Raw genomic sequence first — 22,610 nt, 5'->3', positions numbered from 1 at the left:
GTGATAGAGCCGCCACAATGAGTCCCTCGTATGCCCGTTGACCGTATGCAGTGGGGAGCAGAAGAATGGCAGTATGCTGACCTCTACATGCCGGACGACCCGTCGCCGTTTCAACGGAATGTTGGAGTCCCCTGCATCATGCTCTTGCACGGTGGCTTTTGGAAAGAAAAGTACACCTTGGATTTGATGCAACCCATCGCTGAGGACTTAGCAGAAGCAGGAGTGGCCGTTTGGAATGTGGAATTCAAGCGCTGGGCTGAAGGCGATGAAGGCGTATGGATGGACACGCTTTCCGATGTACTTCGGGCGTGGGGCCAACTCGCACTGCTTCCTGGAATTGACATCACCCGTTCAATGGTCATGGGTCACTCCGCCGGTGGACAACTCGCCCTCATTCTCGCTGCGAAAGCAGACCGGAAGCCATGGCTCGCCATAGCTCAGGCACCTCTAACCGACCTCATCGGCGCAGACCGCGCTCGCCTGTCCGACGAAGGAGACGCTGTGAGGAAATGGTTGGGTTGTTCTCCTGATGAAAACCCCGAAATTTGGTCACAGATTAATCCCGTAGATCATCCACCAAAAACCAGCGTACTGTTGTTCCACGGTGAGGAAGATACCGATGTACCCCTTCTCCAATCCGAAACTTACGCTCGAATCATGAAGGCCAAGGGTGCAGAGGTTCAGAAAATCTGGCTTCCGGGAAACCACTACGACATCATCGATGCAGCAAGTGACGATTGGCTGGTTCAGCTCAACGCAATTCTTGATTGGTTGTAGCGAAGGGCTATGACCATCGGCTTCTTGGGCGATGCATGGACCTGCTTGGAAAGGACTTCCCATACGCTCAAGAAGCCCTCCACGGCAAACATGCGATGGTTTGCGGAGCCAGCAAAGGAATCGGGGCTGCAACTGCAAAAATGATGGCTAAAGCCGGTGCGGATGTCACGGTTTGCGCACGCAATGAATCTGCCCTCAACACACTCGTTGAAGAATTGAACACCCTTGGAAGCGGGAACCACACCGCCCTCAAACTGGACCTTGAAGACACTGAAAACCTTGCCTCTACCGTCAACTCCCTGGTCGAATCATCGGGTCCGGTTCATATCCTCATCAACAATGCGGGAGGCCCACCCGGCGGCCCGCTCATGAACAACAGCGTTGTTGACTTTGAGGCCCCCTTCAGGCGTCATCTTCACGCCGCTCACACACTCGTTCAAGCTCTTGCCCCTCAAATGGAAGAACAAGGGTTTGGTCGCATCATCCAAATCATCTCAACGTCTGTCAAGGAACCCATCCCTAACATTGGACTCTCCAACACCCTTCGTGGAGCCATGGCTTCATGGGCGAAATCCTTGTCCAATGAATTGCACCCCTCCATCACGATCAACAACGTGCTGCCTGGATTCACCAACACCTCCCGTTTGGATTCACTCGCTCAGTCCATCCAAGAGCGGACTGGGAAAACTGCTGATGAAGTTCAAAGCACCTGGCTATCCCAAGTCCCCATAAAGCGATTGATTGACCCATTGGAAACAGCAAGCGCAATCCTCTTTCTGACCCTCCCTGCATCGGGGGGCATTCGTGGCGTTAGTCTCGCAGTGGATGGCGGGCGTCTTCGCTCAATTTGAGGTGAAACCATGGTCAATGAATTGTCTCCAGAACGCGCACGGCAAGTGTTGGACATGCTCACGCACGGTGGAGCCATGGACGGAATCAATACATCTTTGGCTCTGCGACTGATACCCCTTGCAGTGGAATTGAAGGACGATGAACTCGTCAATCGACTCTTGGACCATGCATCCACTATTGCCGAAGACGATGTTGAGCGCGGCTGGGCACGGTTTGAGGGCATGAAAATCATGAAATCATCAGCAGACAGCATGCTCGCCCTTGCTGAACGTGCCGAATCAATGGACCTTGGGAACCCTCTTGCTGCTGCCGTTCACCATCACGTTGCTCTGCTCCACATGTCCGATGGTGCGCTGGATGAGGCACGAGCAATCGCCACTCGTTCCCTTCGCTTACGAGAGCAACTCCAAGACCTCAATGGCATGGCTTATGGCCTAGCCTTATTGATGGCCATCGCGAAGAAACAAAACGATTTTGAAACCGCTATTGCTCTTGGAACCGAACGGTTGGAATTGGTAAAAAAGCTCAAGAAACATGTAGCCCAGATGGAGGCTGTCGCAGAACTCGCCCACTGTAAAGCTACGATTGGCGATTTTGAAGCCTCGCGGGAACTTTACAACGATTCCCTTGAACTGGCCGTTGAACTGGGAAGTATTACGGGCCAACTTGTTGCCCGATGGGGGCTTGCCGACCTTGCTGAAATTGGCGAAGATTACGAATCGGCAATGCTGGTTCTCTCCGATTTAATCCACGTCTACATGGCCGAAGGCCTTCCGGCACCACAACAAGTGAAACGACGTATTGAGGCTCTTACAGAACTCAAGCCAACTGCCCAAAAAGGGGACGATGCACCACAATAATGGAACGCACGAATTATGAGCCAAGGCGATATGGAAGGGACGGTGGCAGAATGGAACATGACATCTTCTTTTCAATTTCTCAAACCCCTGATGAAGACGGACATATCCCTTCCGAAGCCACCATGTTTCAGAATTACTTCGAGCAATTGGAATGTGCGGACCGTCTTGGTTTCAACGTCGGTTGGCTCGCACAAGCCCACCTTTCCACAGAAGAGCAAAAATCAAATTCTCGACCTGTGGTCCCACACTGGCAGGGAGAAGTCGGCCTGTGTACTGACTTCCCTCAACTTGCTCTGGAGTCATTCCGTCGTACAACCAACATCGAGATCGGAAGCGCGGTCATGGCCATTTTAGCGTCGGGTGGACCGATTGCTCAAGCCGAACGAATCGGTAACGTCCTCACGTATCTGGGCATGAACCCGAATGAACACCGCAAACTGCACGTTGGTTTTTCTGCTGGCCGGTTTGAATTTATGGCGCGCCCCTATGGGGTCGTCCCCCGCAACTCTATCGAAGAAGCCGCTTGGCCTGCACTGCGTGGACAAGTGTTCATGGAAGCCGCTGAAATCTTCCTTCGCTTGTTGCGAGGAGATGTGATCAGCACTCAAGACATCAATCCCACCGTGCTCACTCGCACGAATTTTCGAAGCGATGAGGATTGGGAACGGGTTCGGTCAGCAGCGGTTGAATTTGAGGGGCTAAATGAGTCCCCAGATTCCATCGAAATCCCATCGCGCTATACCTTTGAGTCGCTGAAAATCATCCCCCAAAACTTCCGCCGAGAACTCCTCGAGCTCATCATCGGCAGTCACGACCCAAGAGCACAAACCTTCGTCAACTCCATTCTACCAGTCAAGGTGTTCAACCTCTCGATCACCGCACCTGAAATCATCGATTCAACCCATCAACGGATGGCTGAAGTGTACCATCCGGATGGTGGCTCCTGGCGGCGCAGGGACATGCCCCGCACCTCTTTTGTATTCCTCAACGCAGAGGAAGGCTTGACGCCAAAAGAACAATCAAAAGCGGCCAAAGAAGAAGCAAAGGTTGCTCTTAACGCTTATTGGAACGCACTCGAAGGAACGATCGACCCGTCAAAGGTTGAGCGGGCAACCAACAATGCCCTCATTGGAAACGTCGACGAAATCGCTCATCAAATGGTTGACCGTTTCCATCCAGAGGACCGAATCATGGCCTGGTTTGATTTCTTCAACCATGACTCGGACCGCGTGTGCCGTAACATGACGGCTTACATGGAACAGGTCGTACCCCAAGTGGAGTCAATGTTGAAACAATGAGGAACGAACATGGGCATTCATCACGACACATTCTCTGCTGTGCAACCGGGTAAACCCGGCTCAGCAATGTATCCCACTTCTCCCTTGGGTGAGCGAGTAGAGGGGATTCCAACAGGACGCGAAGTGGCTTGGGAGCCACTGGTAGATTACCGGCGAAACGGCGTTTCTGAAACCACCATCCATGGAGCAGTCGCATGGGCGCATGGGGACGAAGTGATTCACTCGTTTGGTGGAAACGTACTCTGCTATGGGCGCTCAATGATGAAACCCTTCATGCTCAAAGCTTTCACCGAAGAACTTGCCGATTGCAGTTGGGAGCAAAAAGCAATCGCAGTCGCCTCCCACAACGGTGATACCGAACACGTCGCTGCAGCTCAATCACTTCTATCCGAAGCGGAATGGCCCTTGATGCTCACCCCTCTGGATGTTCCTCTCATTCAATTTGGACGGCAAGTCCGACGGCCTCGTCGCTGGTTTCACACCTGCTCGGGCGAACATGCTGCAATTTTACGCGGATGTAAACTCAAAGGATGGCCAAGGGCTGGATACACGCTGCCATCGCACGAAGTATTTGGGGCTTACATGGAACAACTTCGAACCTACCTCGGAGAAGACTGGAAGCCGCTTCGCATCGCCAAAGACGGTTGTGGCCTGCCTACGGTTTCCAACACGGTATCTGAACTCGCACAGATTTATGCTGGTTTGGTTCGGGACAAAGATGACGATTGGATTTGGGAATCAATGATTCGACACCCTGACCTCGTGGGAGGATTCAACCGATTGGATTCAACCGTTCTCAAAGCAGGTGAGGGGAAAGTCATCGCTAAAGAAGGTGCAGACGGGCTTCTCGGCATGGCCATTGAACACCCGGATTACCCCAAGGGGTTGGGCATTGTTGTGAAAATTGCTCATGGCTGGAATTCTCAAGCAACATGGTATGTGGCCCGTGCCCTCCTTGGAGTGTTGGGGATTAACTTGAGAAATCCGTACCCCCTCCATCGCCAAAAAGCATTCATTGTCCCTGGAATTGTTCCAGAAGCCTATGTCGATATCCTTGAAACCGTCCCAACTTGGGATGAGTGGGACCCGGACCAAGACCGCTGGAACTACGAAACCGAGGTGTGAACATGAAGCCTCTGCTCAACTACATTGGTGGTTCATTCGTTCCTGCTCATTCGGGAAGTACCCTCGACAACATCAACCCTGCTACCAATGAGGTCATCACCACCATACCTCGGTCAACCTCCAACGATGTTGCCCAAGCCACCCTCGCTGCGGTTGCTGCAGAGGCTTCTTGGAAAGCAACGCCATTCGAAGACCGGATTCTGTGGCTGGACCGGATTGCTGATGCCCTTGAAGCAAAGGCTGAGCAGATTGCTCAGCTCGAGACGACGGATACTGGAAAGCCGATCTCCCTATCTCGCCGCGTGGACGCAGCACGTTCTGTCAGCAACTTTCGTTTCTTCGCACACCATGCAAGAGAACAAGAGCCAATGAACTTTGAAGCAAACGGGGCCATCAATTACGTTCATCGCTCTCCGGTCGGATGTGTAGGATTGATCACGCCCTGGAATCTACCGCTCTATCTCCTCACCTGGAAGGTCGCACCTGCGTTGTTAATGGGAAATACCATCGTCGCCAAACCGTCTGAAATGACACCATTGACAGCGAACTTGCTCGCTGAAACACTTGATGAACTCAACCTTCCCCCTGGCGTGTTTAATCTCGTGCACGGCCTCGGTCCCGAAGTCGGGCAAGCCATCGTTGAACATCCCGACATCAAGGCTATTTCATTTACCGGAGGCACTTCTACCGGCAGGATTGTTGCTGCAACTGCGGCACCGATGTTCAAGAAACTCTCGCTTGAACTCGGTGGGAAAAACGCCACGGTTATTCTTGATGATGCACCCGTAGATGACATCGTTGATGACATCGTTCGGGCCTCATTTACAAATTCTGGACAAGTCTGTTTGTGCGGTTCAAGAGTTCTCATACCTCAATCGATGTACGACGAAGTTTCGGCCAAGTTTGTTGAGGGCGTTGAACGACTCAAACTTGGAGACCCACTGGATGATGACACCCAAATGGGAGCGGTCATTTCGCTTGACCATCTCGCAAAAGTGGAATCTTACATCCACCTTGGAGTCGAAGAAGGGGGAATCCTGCTCACCGGCGGCACAAAAGCAAATGCTGGAGTATCAGGAGTTCATCCTGAAGGGGCTTTTCTCCGTCCCACCGTGATTGGAGGGCTTGCCCATACTTCACGAACCGCTACGGAGGAAATCTTTGGCCCCGTCGTCACCTTGCACGCTTACAACGACGAAGATGAAGCTGTAAAGATGGCCAATTGCACTGAATATGGACTTGCAGGCTCGGTGTGGACGTCTAATATTGAACGAGGGCGAGCCTTCGCTGAACGCATGGAAACGGGAATTGTGTGGGTTAACACGTGGTTAAATCGAGACTTGAGAACCCCATTTGGAGGCGTCAAACAATCCGGCGTCGGCCGAGAAGGGGGCGACTGGTCCATGAGTTTCTTTTCAGAAATGACCAATGTTTGTGTCATGCAACCCTAGACGAAAACCGCCTGCATCAACTGCCGAAACCCGAGGCGAGGCATTCAAATCAACTGCGGCATTGGAGGAACCATGTCGGTTCATGGAAAGGCCCGTAAAGTGACGACCAACACGCTCCAAGAAATGATGCGTGCTGGAGAAAAAATCACCATGCTCACGGCCTACGATTACTCCCTGGCTCGCCTCGTAGACCAAGCAGGCGTTGATGTCATTTTAGTCGGAGATTCTGCATCCAATGTCATGGCTGGACAGGCCACAACAGTGCCCATGACGCTAGACCACATGATTTACCATGCCCAATGTGTGGAACGAGCCGTCGATAGAGCACTTCTCGTGGTTGACATGCCTTTTGGAACCTATCAAGGCAATTCCCGCAACGCTCTAGAATCCGCCATTCGCATTATGAAAGAATCAAGCGGCCATGCAGTGAAACTCGAGGGTGGGGCTGAAATCGTAGAATCCGTTCAGCGCATTCTCACCGCCGGCATTCCCGTCATGGGCCATCTCGGATTGACACCTCAATCGATTTACAAATTTGGAACCTATTCCGTGCGAGCAAAAGAAGATGAGGAGGCTGAAAAACTCATTGAAGATGCTAAAATTCTTGAGGAGGCAGGTTGTTTCGCTATTGTGCTAGAAAAGATTCCCCGTGAACTCGCAAAGCGAGTTACAGAAGCCATTGACATCCCCACCATTGGAATCGGAGCGGGTCCTGACGTCGATGGACAAGTCCTTGTTCTGCATGACGTTCTCGGGATCACCATGGATTTCTCACCCCGCTTCCTACGCCGTTATCTCAATCTTGCAGAAGAAATCGATGGGGCACTGAAGTCATACTGTAGCGATGTTCGCTCGGGCCAGTTCCCAAGTGAAGACGAATCGTATACGTCCTGATCACAGGAAGAGGTTGTAGGTCAGTACGGACCCACCCAATGCACCGATGTTTACGCCAAGTGTATGCCATAAGGCACTTCGGAACGGGGGCAAATGGAAACGCCACCATGAAGTGCACATCCAGATCCAAACGATGGAGGCAAGATAACCCCCACAGAACATGCCAGTCAAGCCAGGTACGAACCATATGCCTACGAGATACAAAATTGGGAGGAGAACACCCAACGAATATTCCATCCATTTGGATTGATCGTGGGGGGTTAGCCAACGGTGGAAGAGCGGCGAAAACAGCAGCATCGTGAGCAAGGCTGCTTGTACTGGATTAGGCCAAACAGTACCCAACTGGGGTTGAATTTGCAACTGCCATAACGAACCTACGATGGCTCCAAAAAAGGCAGGAATGCCCACATTGGTCCATGTCTCGTTCCAACTGGCAGAGGTTGGGATGGCGGGGTCGCTAGAAATCTGAATTTCAGAACCTTCAAACTCTCCTTCTGCAGGAGCGTCGCCATCCTTGACGTCTGCCATGTATCTTCCAAATCTTCGTGGTGTTTGAGACTTGGCCTGTAGAGGCCAAACAGAATGCAAATGCGATGCCCCTTTAGGGCAGTTCAGTCTGGGAGAATCATGGGGAAAGGAAAAATTGTCGCAGGATGTCTTGCGCCGCATCCACCGCATTTGGTTTACGCTGAAAATCCACCTCAAAATGAGCCCACTGCTGAAGGTGGCTGGGAACAACTCCGATGGGGATATGAACGACTTCGCGCATCATTGGCCGATGTAGAGTACGACGCCATCGTCGTCCTTTCACCTCACTGGCAAACTTATGTTGGAACCCATTTCCTCGGCCTCCCGCATTTTGAGGGTCTGTCGGTTGACCCAGTATTCCCCAATTTGTTTCGCTACCACTATGACATGAACATTGACGTAGACCTAACAAAGGCAATCCACGATGAAGCACAAGCTTCGGGACTGTCTGTTAAACTGATGGAGAACCCAGATTTCAGGGTTGATTATGGCACCATTGTCACAGGACACATGTTCAATCCATCATGGGACAAACCAATGGTAGTCGTTTCCAGTAACCGCTCAAGCCAATACTATTCTGTTGAAGTCATGCAGGACATGATGATTGAACTTGGAAAGGTAACACGCAAGGCGATTGAAGAAAGTGGAAAGAGGGTCGTTGTCATCGCAAGTAACTCTCTTTCACACCGACATTTCACAACCGAATCAGAAGTTCCAGAAGACATGAGCAAAGAGCACATAACGAGCCATGCCATGCACCTGTGGGACATGCGTATTATCGATTATATGGTCAAAGGACAGAGTCAGCGCATCCTGGATGAAATGCCGGAGTTTACCGAACAAGCCATCGCTGAAAGTGACGGTGGGGCATTTTCGTGGTTGCTTTCAGCAATGAATGTCCCGGACTACCCTGCGATTCTTCACGGCTATGGAACCATTATCGGAACTGGGAATGCCATTGTCGAATGGCCGTGCTATGCTCATGAGGAGGGAGACGAATGAGTGAAGGCAAGATTGTCGCTTCTTTTGTCGTCCCTGTCCACCCCCACACCGTCCTCGCTCCTGACCAAAACCCAGGATGGAAAAAATTGAGGGAAGCATTTGATCAAGCAGCACAAACCATTCGTGAACTTGAAGCGGATTTAATCGTCGTTTACTCGACCACTTGGCCTTCGGTCATCGGCCATCAAATCCAGTCCGATCCCAATCCAGAATGGGTTATGGTTGACCATGATTTTCACGACCTTGGTTCCATCCCATATTCGTTCAACATCGACCAAGAGTTTGCCCATGCTTGGGATGATGCAAATAAGGCCAGAGGGTTGCAAAGTCGTTGTGTCAATTACAAGGGATTCCCTATTGACGTGGGGTCCGTCGTTGCTCTTACATTACTCAATCCCGACAACAAAATCCCTGCAGTCATCGTATCGTCAAATGTTTACGCCAACCGTTCGGAGACGACCGTTATGGCAAAGGCATGCCTCGACGTGGTCAAGGCACAAGGAAAAAGGGTCGTAGCTGTCACTGCAATGTCGCTTTCAAACCGCATGTTCACTGACTTCATTGAACCGTCTGAAGACAAGATCCATTCGCTCAAAGACCATGAATGGAATCAGAAAATCCTTGAATTCTTGAGGCAAGGGCGATTGGAAGATGTTGGGCAACTCTCCCGTACCATTCAGCGGCAAATCCGTGTACAGAAAGTGGTTGCCTTCAAACCGATGTGGTGGCTTTCCGCCATGAACGGAAACCGTAACGATTTGACAGGGGACGTTATGGCTTACGAAGCCATTCATGGAGCTGGAGGAGCCGTCGTACATCTTGACCCAACGCCATCGGGTGTGGGTGACAAAGAGTACGATGAGGAAGACGTGGAATATTTCCACGGCGAGCGTGGGGTTTTGGACGCGGTTGAAGACGTTGAAATCGAAGAACAGCCGGCAACTGCGGTTCAAAGCAACGGACCAGCACTGTGGGAGCCTACTAAAATTGAGGGCTCGGTGAATACCGATAGTGCCCCCAAACCTGTTGGAGCTTATCCCCATGCACGACGGGTTGGAAACATGCTCTATCTCTCAGGTGTTGGACCTCGCCAACCTGGAACAAACGCAATTCCTGGCGGCCCGATCCATGATGAAAACGGAGAACCACTGGATTACGACATCAAAGCACAGACTCATGCTGTGGTTGAAAACGTTCGACGAGTTGTGGAAGAAGCAGGCGGAACAATGAAGCAAGTTGTTGATGTTACAACATTCTTGGTCGATATGAAACGCGACTTTTCAGGCTACAATGAGGTGTGGGCAGAAACTCTTGGGAAGGTTGGTCCAACCCGTACAACATTAGCGATTGATGCACTCCCGACTCCCATTGCGGTAGAGATGAAAGTCATTGTTCATCTCGGTGAATGAAGAACATTGCTGCCTTCACGACAAGAGCAAGCGAAGCGACTCAAGACTTCGCAGTTCAGCGAGATAAATTTGCTCGATGGCATCGTACATTTCTTGGTCGCCAGCGTCGCCGATGGTCTCCATAATTTGACCGTAAACCTCTGCGGCCTTGGTTTCGGTTTCCAAACTTCTCTGAAGCATTTCTTCATAATTTACGCTGTGAACGATTTCATGAGGATTGCGTTCGGTGACAGGAATGCCTCCCAGCTTGACAATTGCCTGACGAACAATGTCAGCATGCGTCAAAGATTCAGTAGATTCGGTGGTAAACATTGGAGAGAGTTGAAGCCGATGAATTCCACGGATGTTAGCAGCATAGTGAGCATACATGTTCACTGCACGGATTTCCCATCCGAGTGCATCGTTGAGTTGTTCAATCAATTGTTTTGTATCCATTTACATCAGTCCTAGAGCGGTATAGTGAGCCATCTCTGTTTCCTTGTGAGCGGGCCCAAGTCATAAACCCATGTTATTCAAGAAATTATGATGAGACTACTCTTGACGGATCCAATCGCCTTCAGGTGTAACTTCCCAGTATTGCAGTTCCTCTGAAACGTCTACATACCATCCCGTCTGACCTTGTTTCGTTGAAGGAGTAGCCTGCATAACGCCAACATTTCCAGCCTCTTTTGCAAGTTTGGTAATGTCTTCAGGAGATAACCCGTGATGTTTGTTTGACGGTGTGTGGTCTTGAACCTCTGAAGATTCAGAGAATGCTTCCTGTTCACCGTTATCGCCATCATCATCATCATCGTCTTCGTAATCGGCATCATCATCATCGCTATCAAACGCGTCGTCGACCCAATCCGCCACCTCAACAGAAGATGCCTTGCGAGCAAGAACGACCAGGACGGCAAGAATCAAACAAAGCAATAATGCAGCCATTGACATTGCTGTATTCGTAGAACCGACGGCTCCGCCAAGGAGTACGTCATCCACGTCAAAGAATGTCTGAGCGAGCAATCCGTTCCAACGAAGCGTGCATGTCCGGTCAGTCCCACCATCCGTCAAACTGAGTTCCCATGTTCCTTCAGTAACGAAGTTCGTATCTCCTGCATTGCATTCAACGGAGGTATTTTCGCCTTCCATAGCGACAATGTTCCCGAATTCATCGATTCCAAATGCTTCGAGAAGAACAACATCACCTTCAGCCATTGATTCTTGATTCAAACTGGCTTGGATACGAATGGGCTCACCAGCAACCACCGTAAGCGGAATGACGTGAAGGGCACTTTCTTCTTGGAGAATCAATTCGTATACTCCGCTTTCTTTTCCGGTAAACTGCCAGAAGCCGAGGCCAGTAGGGGATGCATCAAGTTCTCCGAGACTGGAATTTAACGGGGTCGTAACAGCGGTAGCTTCTGCAAGATTTCCATGGACGTCAACCACTTGAACGAAGAGGTCTGTAGGCTCTCCTGCCTTGACGAGAAGACCATCATCCATGTCAGTAACCAGCCCGTGAGCGGTTCCTGCTGTCACCGTCAGTCGAATCGTAGCAAAAACACCGTCTGCATTGACTCTGATTTCGTGGCCACCCACAGAAGATGGAACCCAACGATTGGAATTGAGTATCATCTCAAGAGTGATGTCTGAATCATCAAGCGTCCAATTCAAATCAATTTCAGAGAGTTGATTGCCGTAAGCATCGTAGAACTCTGGAGAAAGATCAATTTCCCCGTCTGCGGGAACTTGTTCACCGTCACCTGCAAGCATAATGAAAGCCAGTGGCCCTGGTTGAACATCAAAATCATAGGTCGTCACAAACATTGACCCTGTTTCATTATCAAACCAATTCCCTTCAAAATACCAAGATTGAGTCGTAGTGGCTTGAACCAGTTGATAGGTTCCCATGTCGGATATTTGCGTAGCATTACCCATGTTCATGGTGATGGTTCCGTTCACCACCCAAGTGTTTCCTTTAACATCAACAGCATTGAGTAAAATGGCTCCTTGGTCACCTGCAAATGCAACCATGGGCTCACTCACCATGACCACTTCAATGGCTTGCCCATGTACTACCTCAACAACGAGTTGAGTGGAAACGCTTCCATCCGTACCCGTGAGCGTCGCACTGCCCACTTCGGAAGGACTCCAGTAAACATGTCCATCGTCGGCTGACAAGCCCCCCGAATCTGTTGCGATTGAGTCAATATCGGGTGAAACAAAACCGATGTATCCATTTTCATCCCTTCGATCAAAGACAACTTCGTACCGTTCTCCAGCGACAAATACTTCTGGGTCATCAACGAACTTGAGTTCTGAAGCAACTGCGTCGCCTGGGATGACATCGATGAATCCGCTTCCAGTGATGTTCCCCGAGGTTGCGCTAATGGCCCAACGGCCGGTATTGGTTGCAGAATATTCACCTTGGGCATTGAATGAACCGTTTTCAGCATACCACCCAATTGAGGGGGTATAGGAAAGAGACATCTCGTAACCGTTCTGGTCAACCAGTGTTGGTTGGATGAGCGTTAGTGTTCCTGCACGAACTTGCAAGTTTTGGCTAAAGACGAATTCGAATGGAGCGCCTGCTGAAACAGTAGCGACGGTCGAATCTTCAAGCTGATTGTAGCGGACTTTCAATTCAAAGGACGCAGTGCTATCTGGAGTAAACGTCGGTGTTCCTTGGCCAAAATACATGCCATCAATGTCCCACACCATTCCTGGTCCACCAGCCATACGATTTCCACGGCCGTCGATCAAATCAGCTGTTAGTGGAGCCGATTCTTTCGCAAAGAATTGGGTGCTCGTCACTTCGATTGACGTTGCAACACCAGGCATTACTGTGATGTTAAAACTGCCCTCTACACCTTCGTATTCAGCAGTGATTTCAACCGTTCCTGAGGACCAAGGGTAAAACCATCCATCATCGCTGATGGTACCGTTTGATACGGACCAATTCACGTTTCCAACGATGACCGTATTGACTGCATCGTAAATGATTGCTTCAAACTGAATCACCTCATCCGCTGACATGTCAGAAGGGGAACCGTCGACAACAACTCTGTCGGTAGTCCCTGAATGAGCGAGAACATCTTCATGGTCGAGTTCAGAAGGCGTATCCAAATGAAGCGAAGGCACGACCATGGTCGCTGCAATCAGCATCACGATCAAGATGTCCTTAGCCTGCATCTAAATCCACTCCAATTTATTCCGTCCATTCTTCCCATTCTTCTTGGCCGGATAGGCGGAACCACCAGGTCCCTTCCTCATCTTCCCACCATTCAGTTCCATCTTCATCGACGCGGTAACTGTCATCATCCTCAACTGAGGATTCAACTTCCTCTTCTGCTTCAGGTTCAACCGTACTTGGTGCTGGACCGCTTGGACCCGGTGCTGGACCGCTTGGACCCGGTGCCGGACCGCTTGGACCCGGTGCCGGACCGCTTGGACCCGGTGCTGGACCGCTTGGACCCGGTGCTGGAGCATCATCATCGTCATCATCATCGTAATCATCCTCATCCCAGCCTTCGTTACCTGACCGCATGAACATGACCAATAAGACCAGCAACACAATCGCTACAAGTCCGAGAAGACCCGCCCCAACGTAATACAATGTTCCGCCTGCTTCAAAGAAACCGGCAGTGGTACCAGTCACTGTGATGTCCGAATCCACACGAACCGACCCTACATTGACACTAATGGTTTGGGTGTCGTCATCCAATGTGGTTATGGTCCATAGTTCTGAACTGATCATGGTGACCGTTGCGCGTCCTGATGCATCAACCTTGATGCTTGGAGGAACAGGAATTTCATTGTCAAAGGCGTCGAAGGCCCTTATGCTCACTTCCAATGATGCAAGTTGTTCCAAGGTAGTTTTGCTTAGATTGACTTCAAGTCGGTCAACCAAACTCTGCGCAGAAACATTCACTTGGAGAACGGATTCAACATTGGTGTTCACTCGATAAACGAGCGTGTGAACTCCGGCAACTTCTGCACCGTAGGTGTACGCACCATCGGCATCATCATCTGCGACCAATCCAGCGACTTCGCCTTCATTTTCAGTCCATTGAACGTTCTGAGCGAATACGTTACCGTATTGGTCCGTAGCATTCACGTAAAATTGGATGAAGTCGCCAGCGGTCGGATTCGAATTTGTCACCAAGGCCGTAACCGTCGTTGGTACGCCGTGATAAACGGTGAAACTAACTGAATCCGAGATGTTGTAACCGGTCTCACTGATGCTGTATGCGGTCACGGTGTAAACGCCGACCGTCTCTGGAATCCAGCTCATGTCGTTGAGCAACAAATCTGTTGTCGCATCTATTGTTTCACCGTTCGGCAAATCCACAAGCCAAGTCAATTGACTTGCATTGATTCGGTTGCTGTCCAAATCGTAAAGTTCAGCCATGAAATCAACGCCGTAATCCGCAGTCATGTCGAAGGTTGAACCCGTTGTTTGTTGAGGGTTGGTTGCTGTTGCGGACATGGAAACAGTGTGGAGGAAACCATGACCCACGGTAACGTTGATTGAGACAGCGTGTAAAACTGCTCCATCGAAGTATGTTGCCGTCATCACGTAGGCATCTTCACTTGCGAAATATGGAGTGAACACTGTGGAATCTCCAAGGACCTTTTCAAGGAACGAGGAGGATTCACCCATTGTTGGGTGGTCCAGGCTCCAATTCGCCTGAACGTCCCATTTGTTGCCTTTGGCATCAATGGCTCGTATCTTAGCCTCAAGCGTCTCATCCGATGTAATGTCAAAGGTTTCCCAAGTTGACTCCTCGTCATCAACAACGATGATCAAGGTCTGGATTTCGCCCTCCACAACGGTGATCACCACTTCAGAAAGTGTTGATTCATATCGTGCTTCAATGGTTTTTGAACCTCGTGAAACAGGGTCCCAAATTGCAGGAGCACCGGCTGTTAACTGCCCGTCTGCCTTCTTGGTCCAGTTATCCGATGGAAGAATCACTGCTAAGCGATTGCCCCGGACGTCAACCCGTGTAGTATTGATGTATACTCTGTCATCTGCAGTAACCGAAGTCGAGGAGGTATTGAGTTCTAGGAATTGAATCGCTCCGTGGCCTACGGTGATCATCAAATCATCACCAGCACCAGAGGTCGAAGTCAAGTTGAGCCACCAAGTGCCGACATGATCAGGGAAGTACTGTTCATTCAATTCTGAATAATTTCCATTCGTTGTCGTCCACGTCAAATTACCCGCTTCTGTAATGTCGAGTTGATTTCCGAATTGGTCGTATACTTCTGCGGTAATACCGCACCAAACGCCAGCAGGCACTGTTCCTGCACAACCGCTCAGTTCAAAGTACGAAGGAGCACCGGTTGTGACCGTAATGCTCACATCAACGAACGAACCTCCCGTGACAGCATGACGAACCTGAACGATGTGCGTCCCCGATGAATAAGGTTCGAAGACATTGGGCGTAACCGCATTCATACTTCCATTGGTTGGGGTGTAGAGAATTGGTTCGCCAGGGACTGCATTTCCATGTTGGTCAACCATCTCAGCTGTGATGGCAAGCGTGTCATCAGCAGAGATTGTTGCAGTGAGTGGAGAAACAACGAGGGTTATCGGAGCGCCGGGGGTCACTGTGATGTTTTGAACACCACACACCAATCCAAAGCATGACTGAACTTGATGCGTGCCTGCGATGGTTGGAGTAAACAGTCCGTTTAGACCGATCGAACCCGAGGTTGAAGTCCAAAGCACCGGTGGCGATTGAACCATACTCAAGTGGTCGTATGCTACTGAATTGAAATTGATGGCTGTGTCTGCATCGGTACTCACTGACCCTGAAGGAGTGATGTCAATGGAGGACACATTGGTCGTGTTGAGCAAGATCTTAGGTCGATTGTCATAGGCCGGAGAATCGCTCGAGTAGAACGAGGCATGAGCATCTCCAGAGTTAGGAGTTCCAATCATGATCCATGTGTGTTGACTGTTGACGGACATTCCTTCAACTCCAATATCGAACCACGCCCATCCTGTGCTGTCAACGTTGAGAACAGTAGTGGAAATTGGCGATGTCGCGTAATCAACCCCTGCTTGCATTCCAGGCGAACCCCAATTGACGCCGGTAGTTGAGCCGTTCCACGTTGCTGAGGTGTGGGACCAATTTGGATTCAGCACTTCATGAAGTGAGAAAGAAACCGATGTTGCTCCACCAGCAGAAGTCCAATCATTGATGTACAAACCAAGGGATGCGGAGTGAACCTGTTGATAGACAGGGAACGGGATTTGGCCGGTATCCAGTGAAAGAGTAGCACGGCATTCGGCCGTCCACAAAACGCCACAGAATGTTCCTACTGCGAGGGATGAATCGTCACCAAAATTATCGTTTCCGGATTCCGAGTACAAACCGGTATCTTGGATGTTGGTATGTCCATAGGCAGCCACTTCGTTTCCGGTTTGGAAGGTGTATGTGAACGTCAAATCATTGTTATCAACATGGTTCGGATCACCAACGGCAAAACTCCATCGAGATGATGAAGGGCCAGGGATGGACTGATTGACACCCTGAACCCACCATGTGAATACCGAACCGGCCGTCAAATTATTGTTGAAACGGAAGGTTGTATTGGTAATCTCTGAATCTTCCCAAGACCTGTACTTGTAAACACCGGATTCATTGGCTACTGTGAGAATGTAACCCGTGGCTCCAGTGACAGGAGACCATGAAAGAACTGGGTTTGTGAGTGATGAGAGCAAACCACCTGATTCCGAGTACAGCACGGTGCCGTCAGGCGGTGCAATCTGGACCGGCTGACTGGGCGGAACAATACCGTTCACGTTGTCGATGTATTCCAGCACCAGTGTTGGGCGCTGGGATTGTGTTGATGCTTCAGATGAATCAAAAACAATCGTGGCCGAGGATGTACCCACACGCTTTAGCATCACGGTCATGGTCGTGTTCCCGTTGGCAATATTGCTCTGAGCGAGACTGGTGAGGTCCCAATCCACCCATCCACTTGGCGACATTGCAGGGATGGTTGTTCGAGTGATTTCTGAGGAAGAACAGGTTGGTGCGTTTGCCCAAACTGTAGAAGATTCGCTGAACGCAGGGCATGCATGGGCAGATACAGTTGTGGAAACGCTTCCACTGAACGTGTTTTGATACAACCGCATGACCATCGATGTTGGGGTCATGGCTGAAGGCCATGGGAGGGTGGAGAGATCGTATTCGATGAGAATACGGCTTTCACCCGCACCAGCGGCCGGGGTGCCCAAAATGAGGGTTGATGAGCCACCGTTGTTCACCGTGGCTTGTGAATCGATCGAAAGGTCAGGGACCATGGGCACAACACTTGTTTCCGAAAAGATGCTTCCTCTCTGCAAGGAAAGCGTATGATTTCCGTTCCCATCGCCTGTTCCGAAATCATCTGGATTTCGATACTTCTGAGTTGCGGACCATTCACCGATACGGTCCCCTTGGTCCGACCGCATACGCCAGTACACCCATTCGTCACCCTTGTCCATTGCTGAATTTGTAACGGTGTTGTTTTGCGCATCGTAAGTCGCATTATCAATTGAGCCGCTCAGCAACTCAACCGTGGAGAAGCATTCCAAATCGTTCGTAAACCGCATGTTGGAAGCAAAGCAGGCAACCATTTGAGATTCATTCGTGACGGTGCTGTTCCAAGAGAAGGCCGTTTCATTTTGTCCAGATGGTCGTGGTTGTGTGGTGTCCCAAAGGGTCGCACCGTCAACGGGCTGAAGGCCGCTTGGTGCAACGACGAGGAATGGATTCGTAATTCGGTAGGTGATGTTCAAACGAGGTCGCAGGTCAACGCTTGGGTGCTCACTGCTTGCAAGAGTGAGGCGTCCATTGACTCCTGAATTGACCTCTTCGGGCTGCAAAATCACATTGATACCGTTCTGCCCACCAGCAAGTGCGTGTTGGACGAGGGCCGTGACATTGGCTGCGAAAGAACCGGTATTGTTGACCCAAAAGCCACCGTTGAACGGTGCTTCAGAATCTGCAGAATGGTAAGCTCCGGGTCCTGCCCATGTGGTCGTGTTTCCTGCAGGATAAGCCCAAACCGATGATTCGCTCCAAGTGGATGTCATTTCAGACACGGTCATGAAGACGACTCCGTTGGCGTTCAGAACATCCATTTCGAGTGTTGCATTCAACACCTCATATGTCCCCGGCATCGGGAGATTTGTGAAATCAATATCGATCAATGAACTTGTTCGCAATGCGGCGTTTGTGTAGGACGACTGGCTTCGGCCAATTGATAGAATCGTGTCGCCACCTTTGTTCGCCATCGTATTTCCGCTGTCCAAATACGTATCTTCCATCACAGCAGGATAGGCGAGGTCTGTCACATATGCTCCTTCTTGGATTGAAAGGGTTGCATCCGTTGAGTTGATTTCTGAGCCAAGTTCTTCAGGTATGTAGAAATTGGTTGAAGCGCTACGGGGACCAAGCATTCCGTTGTTAACAGGTTGAACCATCCATCGGATTTCTTGTGTGAAGTCCAAAGAATTTGGTGGTGTAAACGTGAGGTTAGTGAGATCAAAGGATGAGGTTTCAATTCGCGAATCGTAGGAGTTGAGTCCCGACATATCGTCATCAGCATCTTCGAGGATAAACAAGCGCCAATCGGTAACTGTCGATTGACCGGAGTAATTCCAAGACAGGGTCGGCTGGAAATCTGGAGTGAGTGCATGGGATGTTGTGTCCCAAGCAATGCTGTTGCTGGCTGGGGCTACGTTTTGGCCCAAAGAAGTCGGAGTGGCAACCAATCCATTTTCCCATGTTAGCGTGAGATAAGGGCGTTCGGACGCACTGCCTTCTGATGAGGTGAATTTGACTAAATCAGAAGTAGGAGTGTACGAACTGTAAATCATCAATGAGAGATGGGTTTGTCCGTTTGCAAGTGCCCCTTGAACAGCTTCTGTCACATCGAAATCCATCCAGTCATCGCTTACGCTGTCAATAAGGTCAACGTATCCACCAATGTCCACGCCGATATCTCGTCCGCCTCGCAAAGACCAATTGTTCACGCCGTCGTACGTGGTAGCGTTTGCGCTTGTTGTCCAACTCTGTAATACTGGACGTACTGCAACAGGCTCACCTTCGACTGAATCGTATTCTGCAAAGAGGCTGAGTTCAGCCCCTGTTACTCGTGAATTTGTTGGCTGAGGCACTTGGCTAAGTGGAATGCGAATGAGAGCTGCGGATTGATATCCAGAACTGGTCTCACCGACCTCTAAGGTGGTCGCATTTTCATACGTGGAGTCAGAACCACTGCCGTTCTCGATGACATAGGTGTCAACAAAGTGTGGAAGGTTCATGTGAGGGAGTGCACCATGGTGCCTCAGTTCAACCGATGCCTTCGTCGAATTGTAAACGGTAGTCGTGAGGTCGGGTACATGGAAATGATACACATTGGACCAGTTTCCAATCTGGTTCGTGGCGGAGACTGCACGCACTCTCCAATACCACGTACTTCCATTGTCCAGGTCAGAAGAAGGCGTGTAGGTGAGGTTAGTGGTATCAAAGCCAACATTGTTCCAAGATGCTACCGTTAGAGCGTTAACTGAAGCGAAATCCGGTTGACGGTCCAATTGGACCAAATAGCCTCCAATGTTCATGGTCCCTGCAAAAGACCAGTTGAGAGTTGGTCGAGCAATCGGAGTCATGTCCACGCCAGTTCCAATCGACCATGAGCCGTTGAGGGGGGAAGAAAGCAAGGGGTTTGAGGGGACTGCATCTGAACCCGGAACATAGACAAAGGAAAGTTCTGGTCGGTCGCTCATGTCTGCTTCTGCTGCGTAAAAGTAAGCCGTTCGGGAACTTCCTGACCCTGCTCCAAGAATGCCTGCTACAAAGTCAACTCGGCGGTCTTCTCGCATGGCGTTTTGTACTGCAAGAGTGACGTTCCATTCTACGCGGTCACCTTCGCTGTAGGTCGTGCCTACCGTTGTGCTGTCAAGGAGTGAGCCTCGTTCTGCGCCTTTTGCTCCAGCGGTCGCCCACGAATTGGACCCATCGAAACTGGACCAAGTTGCATCATCATCGGACCAATTGTTTTGATTGCTTTCCCAAAGTGCAACGTTTGGGGCGTTGAACGGGTCCGTACTTAGCATCATACTGAGATATGCAGATTCTACAGCGTATCCGTCGGGAAGAAGATTGGAAACGAGATTGCATCCGAGCAGGGTGGTCGTCTCGGACGGCAGGGTATTGTAATCCACAATAATTTCCTCGTCACCGTTATAATTGTCGTTTGGCCCACCACTATCGATGTAAGTATCCATACATTCCGGATACTGGTTGTCATTGGTACCGTTACCGTGCTTGAGTCGGAACGTGTATCGGTCGTTACCCAAATGAGTGCTCTCAAGGTTGGAGATGAGGAAACTGGAACTGATCCATTCTCCGTAATGGCCGTCGCTGTCGACGGTAGACATACGCCAAAAGTACATGTTGCCCAGGTCAAGTGTATTGGCCCCGGTCATGTTTAGCGTACCATCACTGGCTGAGAAATCGTTATCGGTCCTTGTGTCGACTCGCCATGTACGGAGACGGAAATCTTGGTCTGTGGCCATCTCGAAGATGATATCATCGCCTGTTGACGGCTGCGTCCAATTGAGGGTTGGTTGTGTGTTTCCGGACAAGTTGTGCCCGGATTTGTTCCAGATCGCAAGACCGTCAACCGGTGCAGTTAGTTGAACGGGGGCTGGAGCGGTTCCATTCCCCCACTTGTAGGTCAATGTAAAGGAGGGCATGTCTGCGCTGTTCGCTGCTTCTGTTGAATGGAATTGGATTCCTTCGCCGTTGGTATGACTTTGGTACTTTCCACGAACCGCTAGCATCATGTCAAGAGGGAATTCGTCTCCACTGTCCAGATAGTTCTGAACGGCCTGAGTTGCTTCGAAAGAAAAGGCAGAGGATGATTTATTGCCATCAGCAAGTGCAACTGTCGCCGTCCCGTTTCCACGGCCGCCGTCATACCAAGTGATGCCGGTGTCTGACATTTTGTTCCATGTGATTTCTTCCTCATCCCATAAACCTGAATCTTCCATGCCGTGCAGTGACACGACCGGGTCACCGGTGTAGCTTGACCGAGTGAGGTCCATCTTTGCTGAAACGATGGTGAGGTTATCATGCAGCCCAATTTGGTCGAGCGATGTGCGAATATGGATCAATCGTTCCTTGCTGGAAGTCATGCTTGACTCCAGGGTCACCAATTCACCGTGAGCCACTGACTTTGCGGTTTCGCTTACTGTTGAGTCTTGGATGAAATCTTCAACAAGGCCTACGGAAGACGGTGAAAACGTCATGGTCGCCGAACCGTCACCGTTGTCGGAGACATCAAGAGAAGGAAGTTTGAAACTCGTGACGTCCCAATTCCCAATCTGACCGGTTGAATCAACCGAACGGACCCTCATGTGCATGGTGGATCCGTTGGTGAGCGATAGAGATGAGGGGATCGTGTAGTATCCAGAAGTGCCCGTGGCTCCAAACGTGGTTGTAAGGGTGGAGAAAACCCAGTCTTGGTCGGTCTCGGACCGCCAATCCTCATTGTTGCTCAGTTGAATCTCAACATCTGACCCGCTGTTGTTGTCATAGGAAAGAGAAGGCGTCGTCACTGGCTTGAGGAGGAAATCACTTTCCATCCACGGCGCACCGTCAGGGATTGGGAGGGCCGTTTCGATGGTCGGGGGGGCGTTGGGAGTGCTACTGGTGGTATTCAAAATGAGTTGGGGGCGGTTTGAGGTAGAGGTCGTCTCAAGAAGATGGCATTCGTATTCGGCACCCAAAGAGGACACGATGACGGAAAGGTTGCCGAGGTTATTTCGTGCTGCTGTTTGTGCAATGGAAGTCACGTTGAGCGATACGGTCCCGTTTCCAGTTACTTCAACCGGAGGCTCCCACACGCCACGGTCGGAAGCACCATTCGCACCCAATTCAGACCACATCATGTTGTCAGCATAAACCGACCATGATGCGTATGAGCCGTTCCATGATCGCTTCATTTCTCCAGCATACACCGACATCGCAGTCGGCCCGAGAACATCGGTTGTACATTGCAGATCAATGGTCGCACTGTGAACGGTATCGCTCGATGTGTAATTCATCGGGAACCGCAAGAGAAGTCGTGAATCAGCCATCAAGCCCGAGGAGAGAACGCCCGAGGCTGAGGTGTTGTAAGTGCTGCTTGGACTGGCCATACTGATGTACGTATCAGCCGTTGGACTGTGTGTGGAAACGACGTGCTGCGGTGAAATTTCGTCATCGAGTTCGGTCCATCCTTCAAGAGTTTGGGGCAGAAGAAGGTCTGCTAGAAGGAACATCATAACAAGGAGGAGCGCAGTACTGCTGCGAGTGTTTGACGGAATACGACTCATGGGACTCGTCCCTTACACGACTCACCGTTATACGGTCTTTTCCCTCG

Annotated in this window: 13 protein-coding genes; 9 read left to right on the top strand and 4 right to left on the bottom strand. The window is 50.5% G+C overall.

Features of this window, described 5'->3' with window-relative positions:
- The first annotated feature begins 30 nt into the window (after positions 1-30).
- The 7 genes from AAA857_RS06065 (at position 31) to panB (ending at position 7,257) form a co-directional block, all read left to right on the top strand.
- On the top strand, positions 31-777 hold the full coding sequence (locus AAA857_RS06065; RefSeq protein ID WP_338174064.1) for a prolyl oligopeptidase family serine peptidase: 747 nt from the start codon (positions 31-33) through the stop codon (positions 775-777).
- Between the two features lie 35 nt (positions 778-812).
- Positions 813-1,628 (top strand): SDR family oxidoreductase, encoded by an 816-nt coding sequence (locus AAA857_RS06060; protein ID WP_338174063.1) that lies wholly within the window; start codon positions 813-815, stop codon positions 1,626-1,628.
- A 9-nt stretch (positions 1,629-1,637) separates the two neighbouring features.
- Positions 1,638-2,489, top strand: coding sequence for a hypothetical protein (locus tag AAA857_RS06055; RefSeq protein ID WP_338174062.1), 852 nt, complete (start codon positions 1,638-1,640; stop codon positions 2,487-2,489).
- A gap of 50 nt (positions 2,490-2,539) precedes the next feature.
- A complete protein-coding gene (locus AAA857_RS06050; protein WP_338174061.1) occupies positions 2,540-3,787 on the top strand; it encodes a hypothetical protein in 1,248 nt (415 codons plus the stop codon).
- Between the two features lie 9 nt (positions 3,788-3,796).
- On the top strand, positions 3,797-4,912 hold the full coding sequence (locus AAA857_RS06045; protein WP_338174060.1) for an asparaginase: 1,116 nt from the start codon (positions 3,797-3,799) through the stop codon (positions 4,910-4,912).
- A gap of 2 nt (positions 4,913-4,914) precedes the next feature.
- Entirely contained in the window at positions 4,915-6,363 is a 1,449-nt protein-coding gene (locus AAA857_RS06040) for an aldehyde dehydrogenase (RefSeq protein WP_338174059.1), read from the top strand.
- Positions 6,364-6,435: 72 nt separating this feature from the next.
- On the top strand, positions 6,436-7,257 hold the full coding sequence (gene panB, locus AAA857_RS06035; RefSeq protein WP_338174058.1) for a 3-methyl-2-oxobutanoate hydroxymethyltransferase: 822 nt from the start codon (positions 6,436-6,438) through the stop codon (positions 7,255-7,257).
- Here panB and AAA857_RS06030 read toward each other — a convergent pair whose 3' ends face one another.
- On the bottom strand, positions 7,258-7,785 hold the full coding sequence (locus AAA857_RS06030; RefSeq protein WP_338174057.1) for a hypothetical protein: 528 nt from the start codon (positions 7,783-7,785) through the stop codon (positions 7,258-7,260).
- 99 nt (positions 7,786-7,884) lie between these two features.
- Here AAA857_RS06030 and AAA857_RS06025 point away from each other — a divergent pair, with 99 nt between their 5' ends.
- A complete protein-coding gene (locus AAA857_RS06025; RefSeq protein ID WP_338174056.1) occupies positions 7,885-8,787 on the top strand; it encodes a hypothetical protein in 903 nt (300 codons plus the stop codon).
- Positions 8,784-10,196: a Rid family hydrolase gene (locus AAA857_RS06020; protein ID WP_338174055.1), complete on the top strand. Its 1,413-nt coding sequence runs from the start codon at positions 8,784-8,786 to the stop codon at positions 10,194-10,196. Before AAA857_RS06025 ends, AAA857_RS06020 begins: the two co-directional genes overlap by 4 nt.
- Positions 10,197-10,211: 15 nt before the next feature.
- Here AAA857_RS06020 and AAA857_RS06015 read toward each other — a convergent pair whose 3' ends face one another.
- The 3 genes from AAA857_RS06015 to AAA857_RS06005 all read right to left on the bottom strand — a co-directional run bounded on the left by AAA857_RS06015 (position 10,212) and on the right by AAA857_RS06005 (position 22,563).
- Positions 10,212-10,631 carry a ferritin-like domain-containing protein gene (locus tag AAA857_RS06015; RefSeq protein ID WP_338174054.1) on the bottom strand — a complete coding sequence of 140 codons (420 nt, stop codon included), beginning with the start codon at positions 10,629-10,631 and terminating at the stop codon, positions 10,212-10,214.
- Positions 10,632-10,727: 96 nt separating this feature from the next.
- Complete coding sequence (locus AAA857_RS06010) at positions 10,728-13,367, bottom strand: hypothetical protein (RefSeq protein ID WP_338174053.1); 2,640 nt, start codon at positions 13,365-13,367, stop codon at positions 10,728-10,730.
- A 16-nt stretch (positions 13,368-13,383) separates the two neighbouring features.
- Positions 13,384-22,563 carry a DNRLRE domain-containing protein gene (locus tag AAA857_RS06005; protein WP_338174052.1) on the bottom strand — a complete coding sequence of 3,060 codons (9,180 nt, stop codon included), beginning with the start codon at positions 22,561-22,563 and terminating at the stop codon, positions 13,384-13,386.
- Positions 22,564-22,610: the final 47 nt, after the last annotated feature.

It is taken from the genome of Candidatus Poseidonia alphae (genome assembly GCF_943787815.1).
Lineage (GTDB): Archaea > Thermoplasmatota > Poseidoniia > Poseidoniales > Poseidoniaceae > Poseidonia > Poseidonia alphae.
The sequence above is the reverse complement of the archived record's forward strand: the minus strand, read 5'-3'. Positions and strand labels throughout refer to the sequence as shown.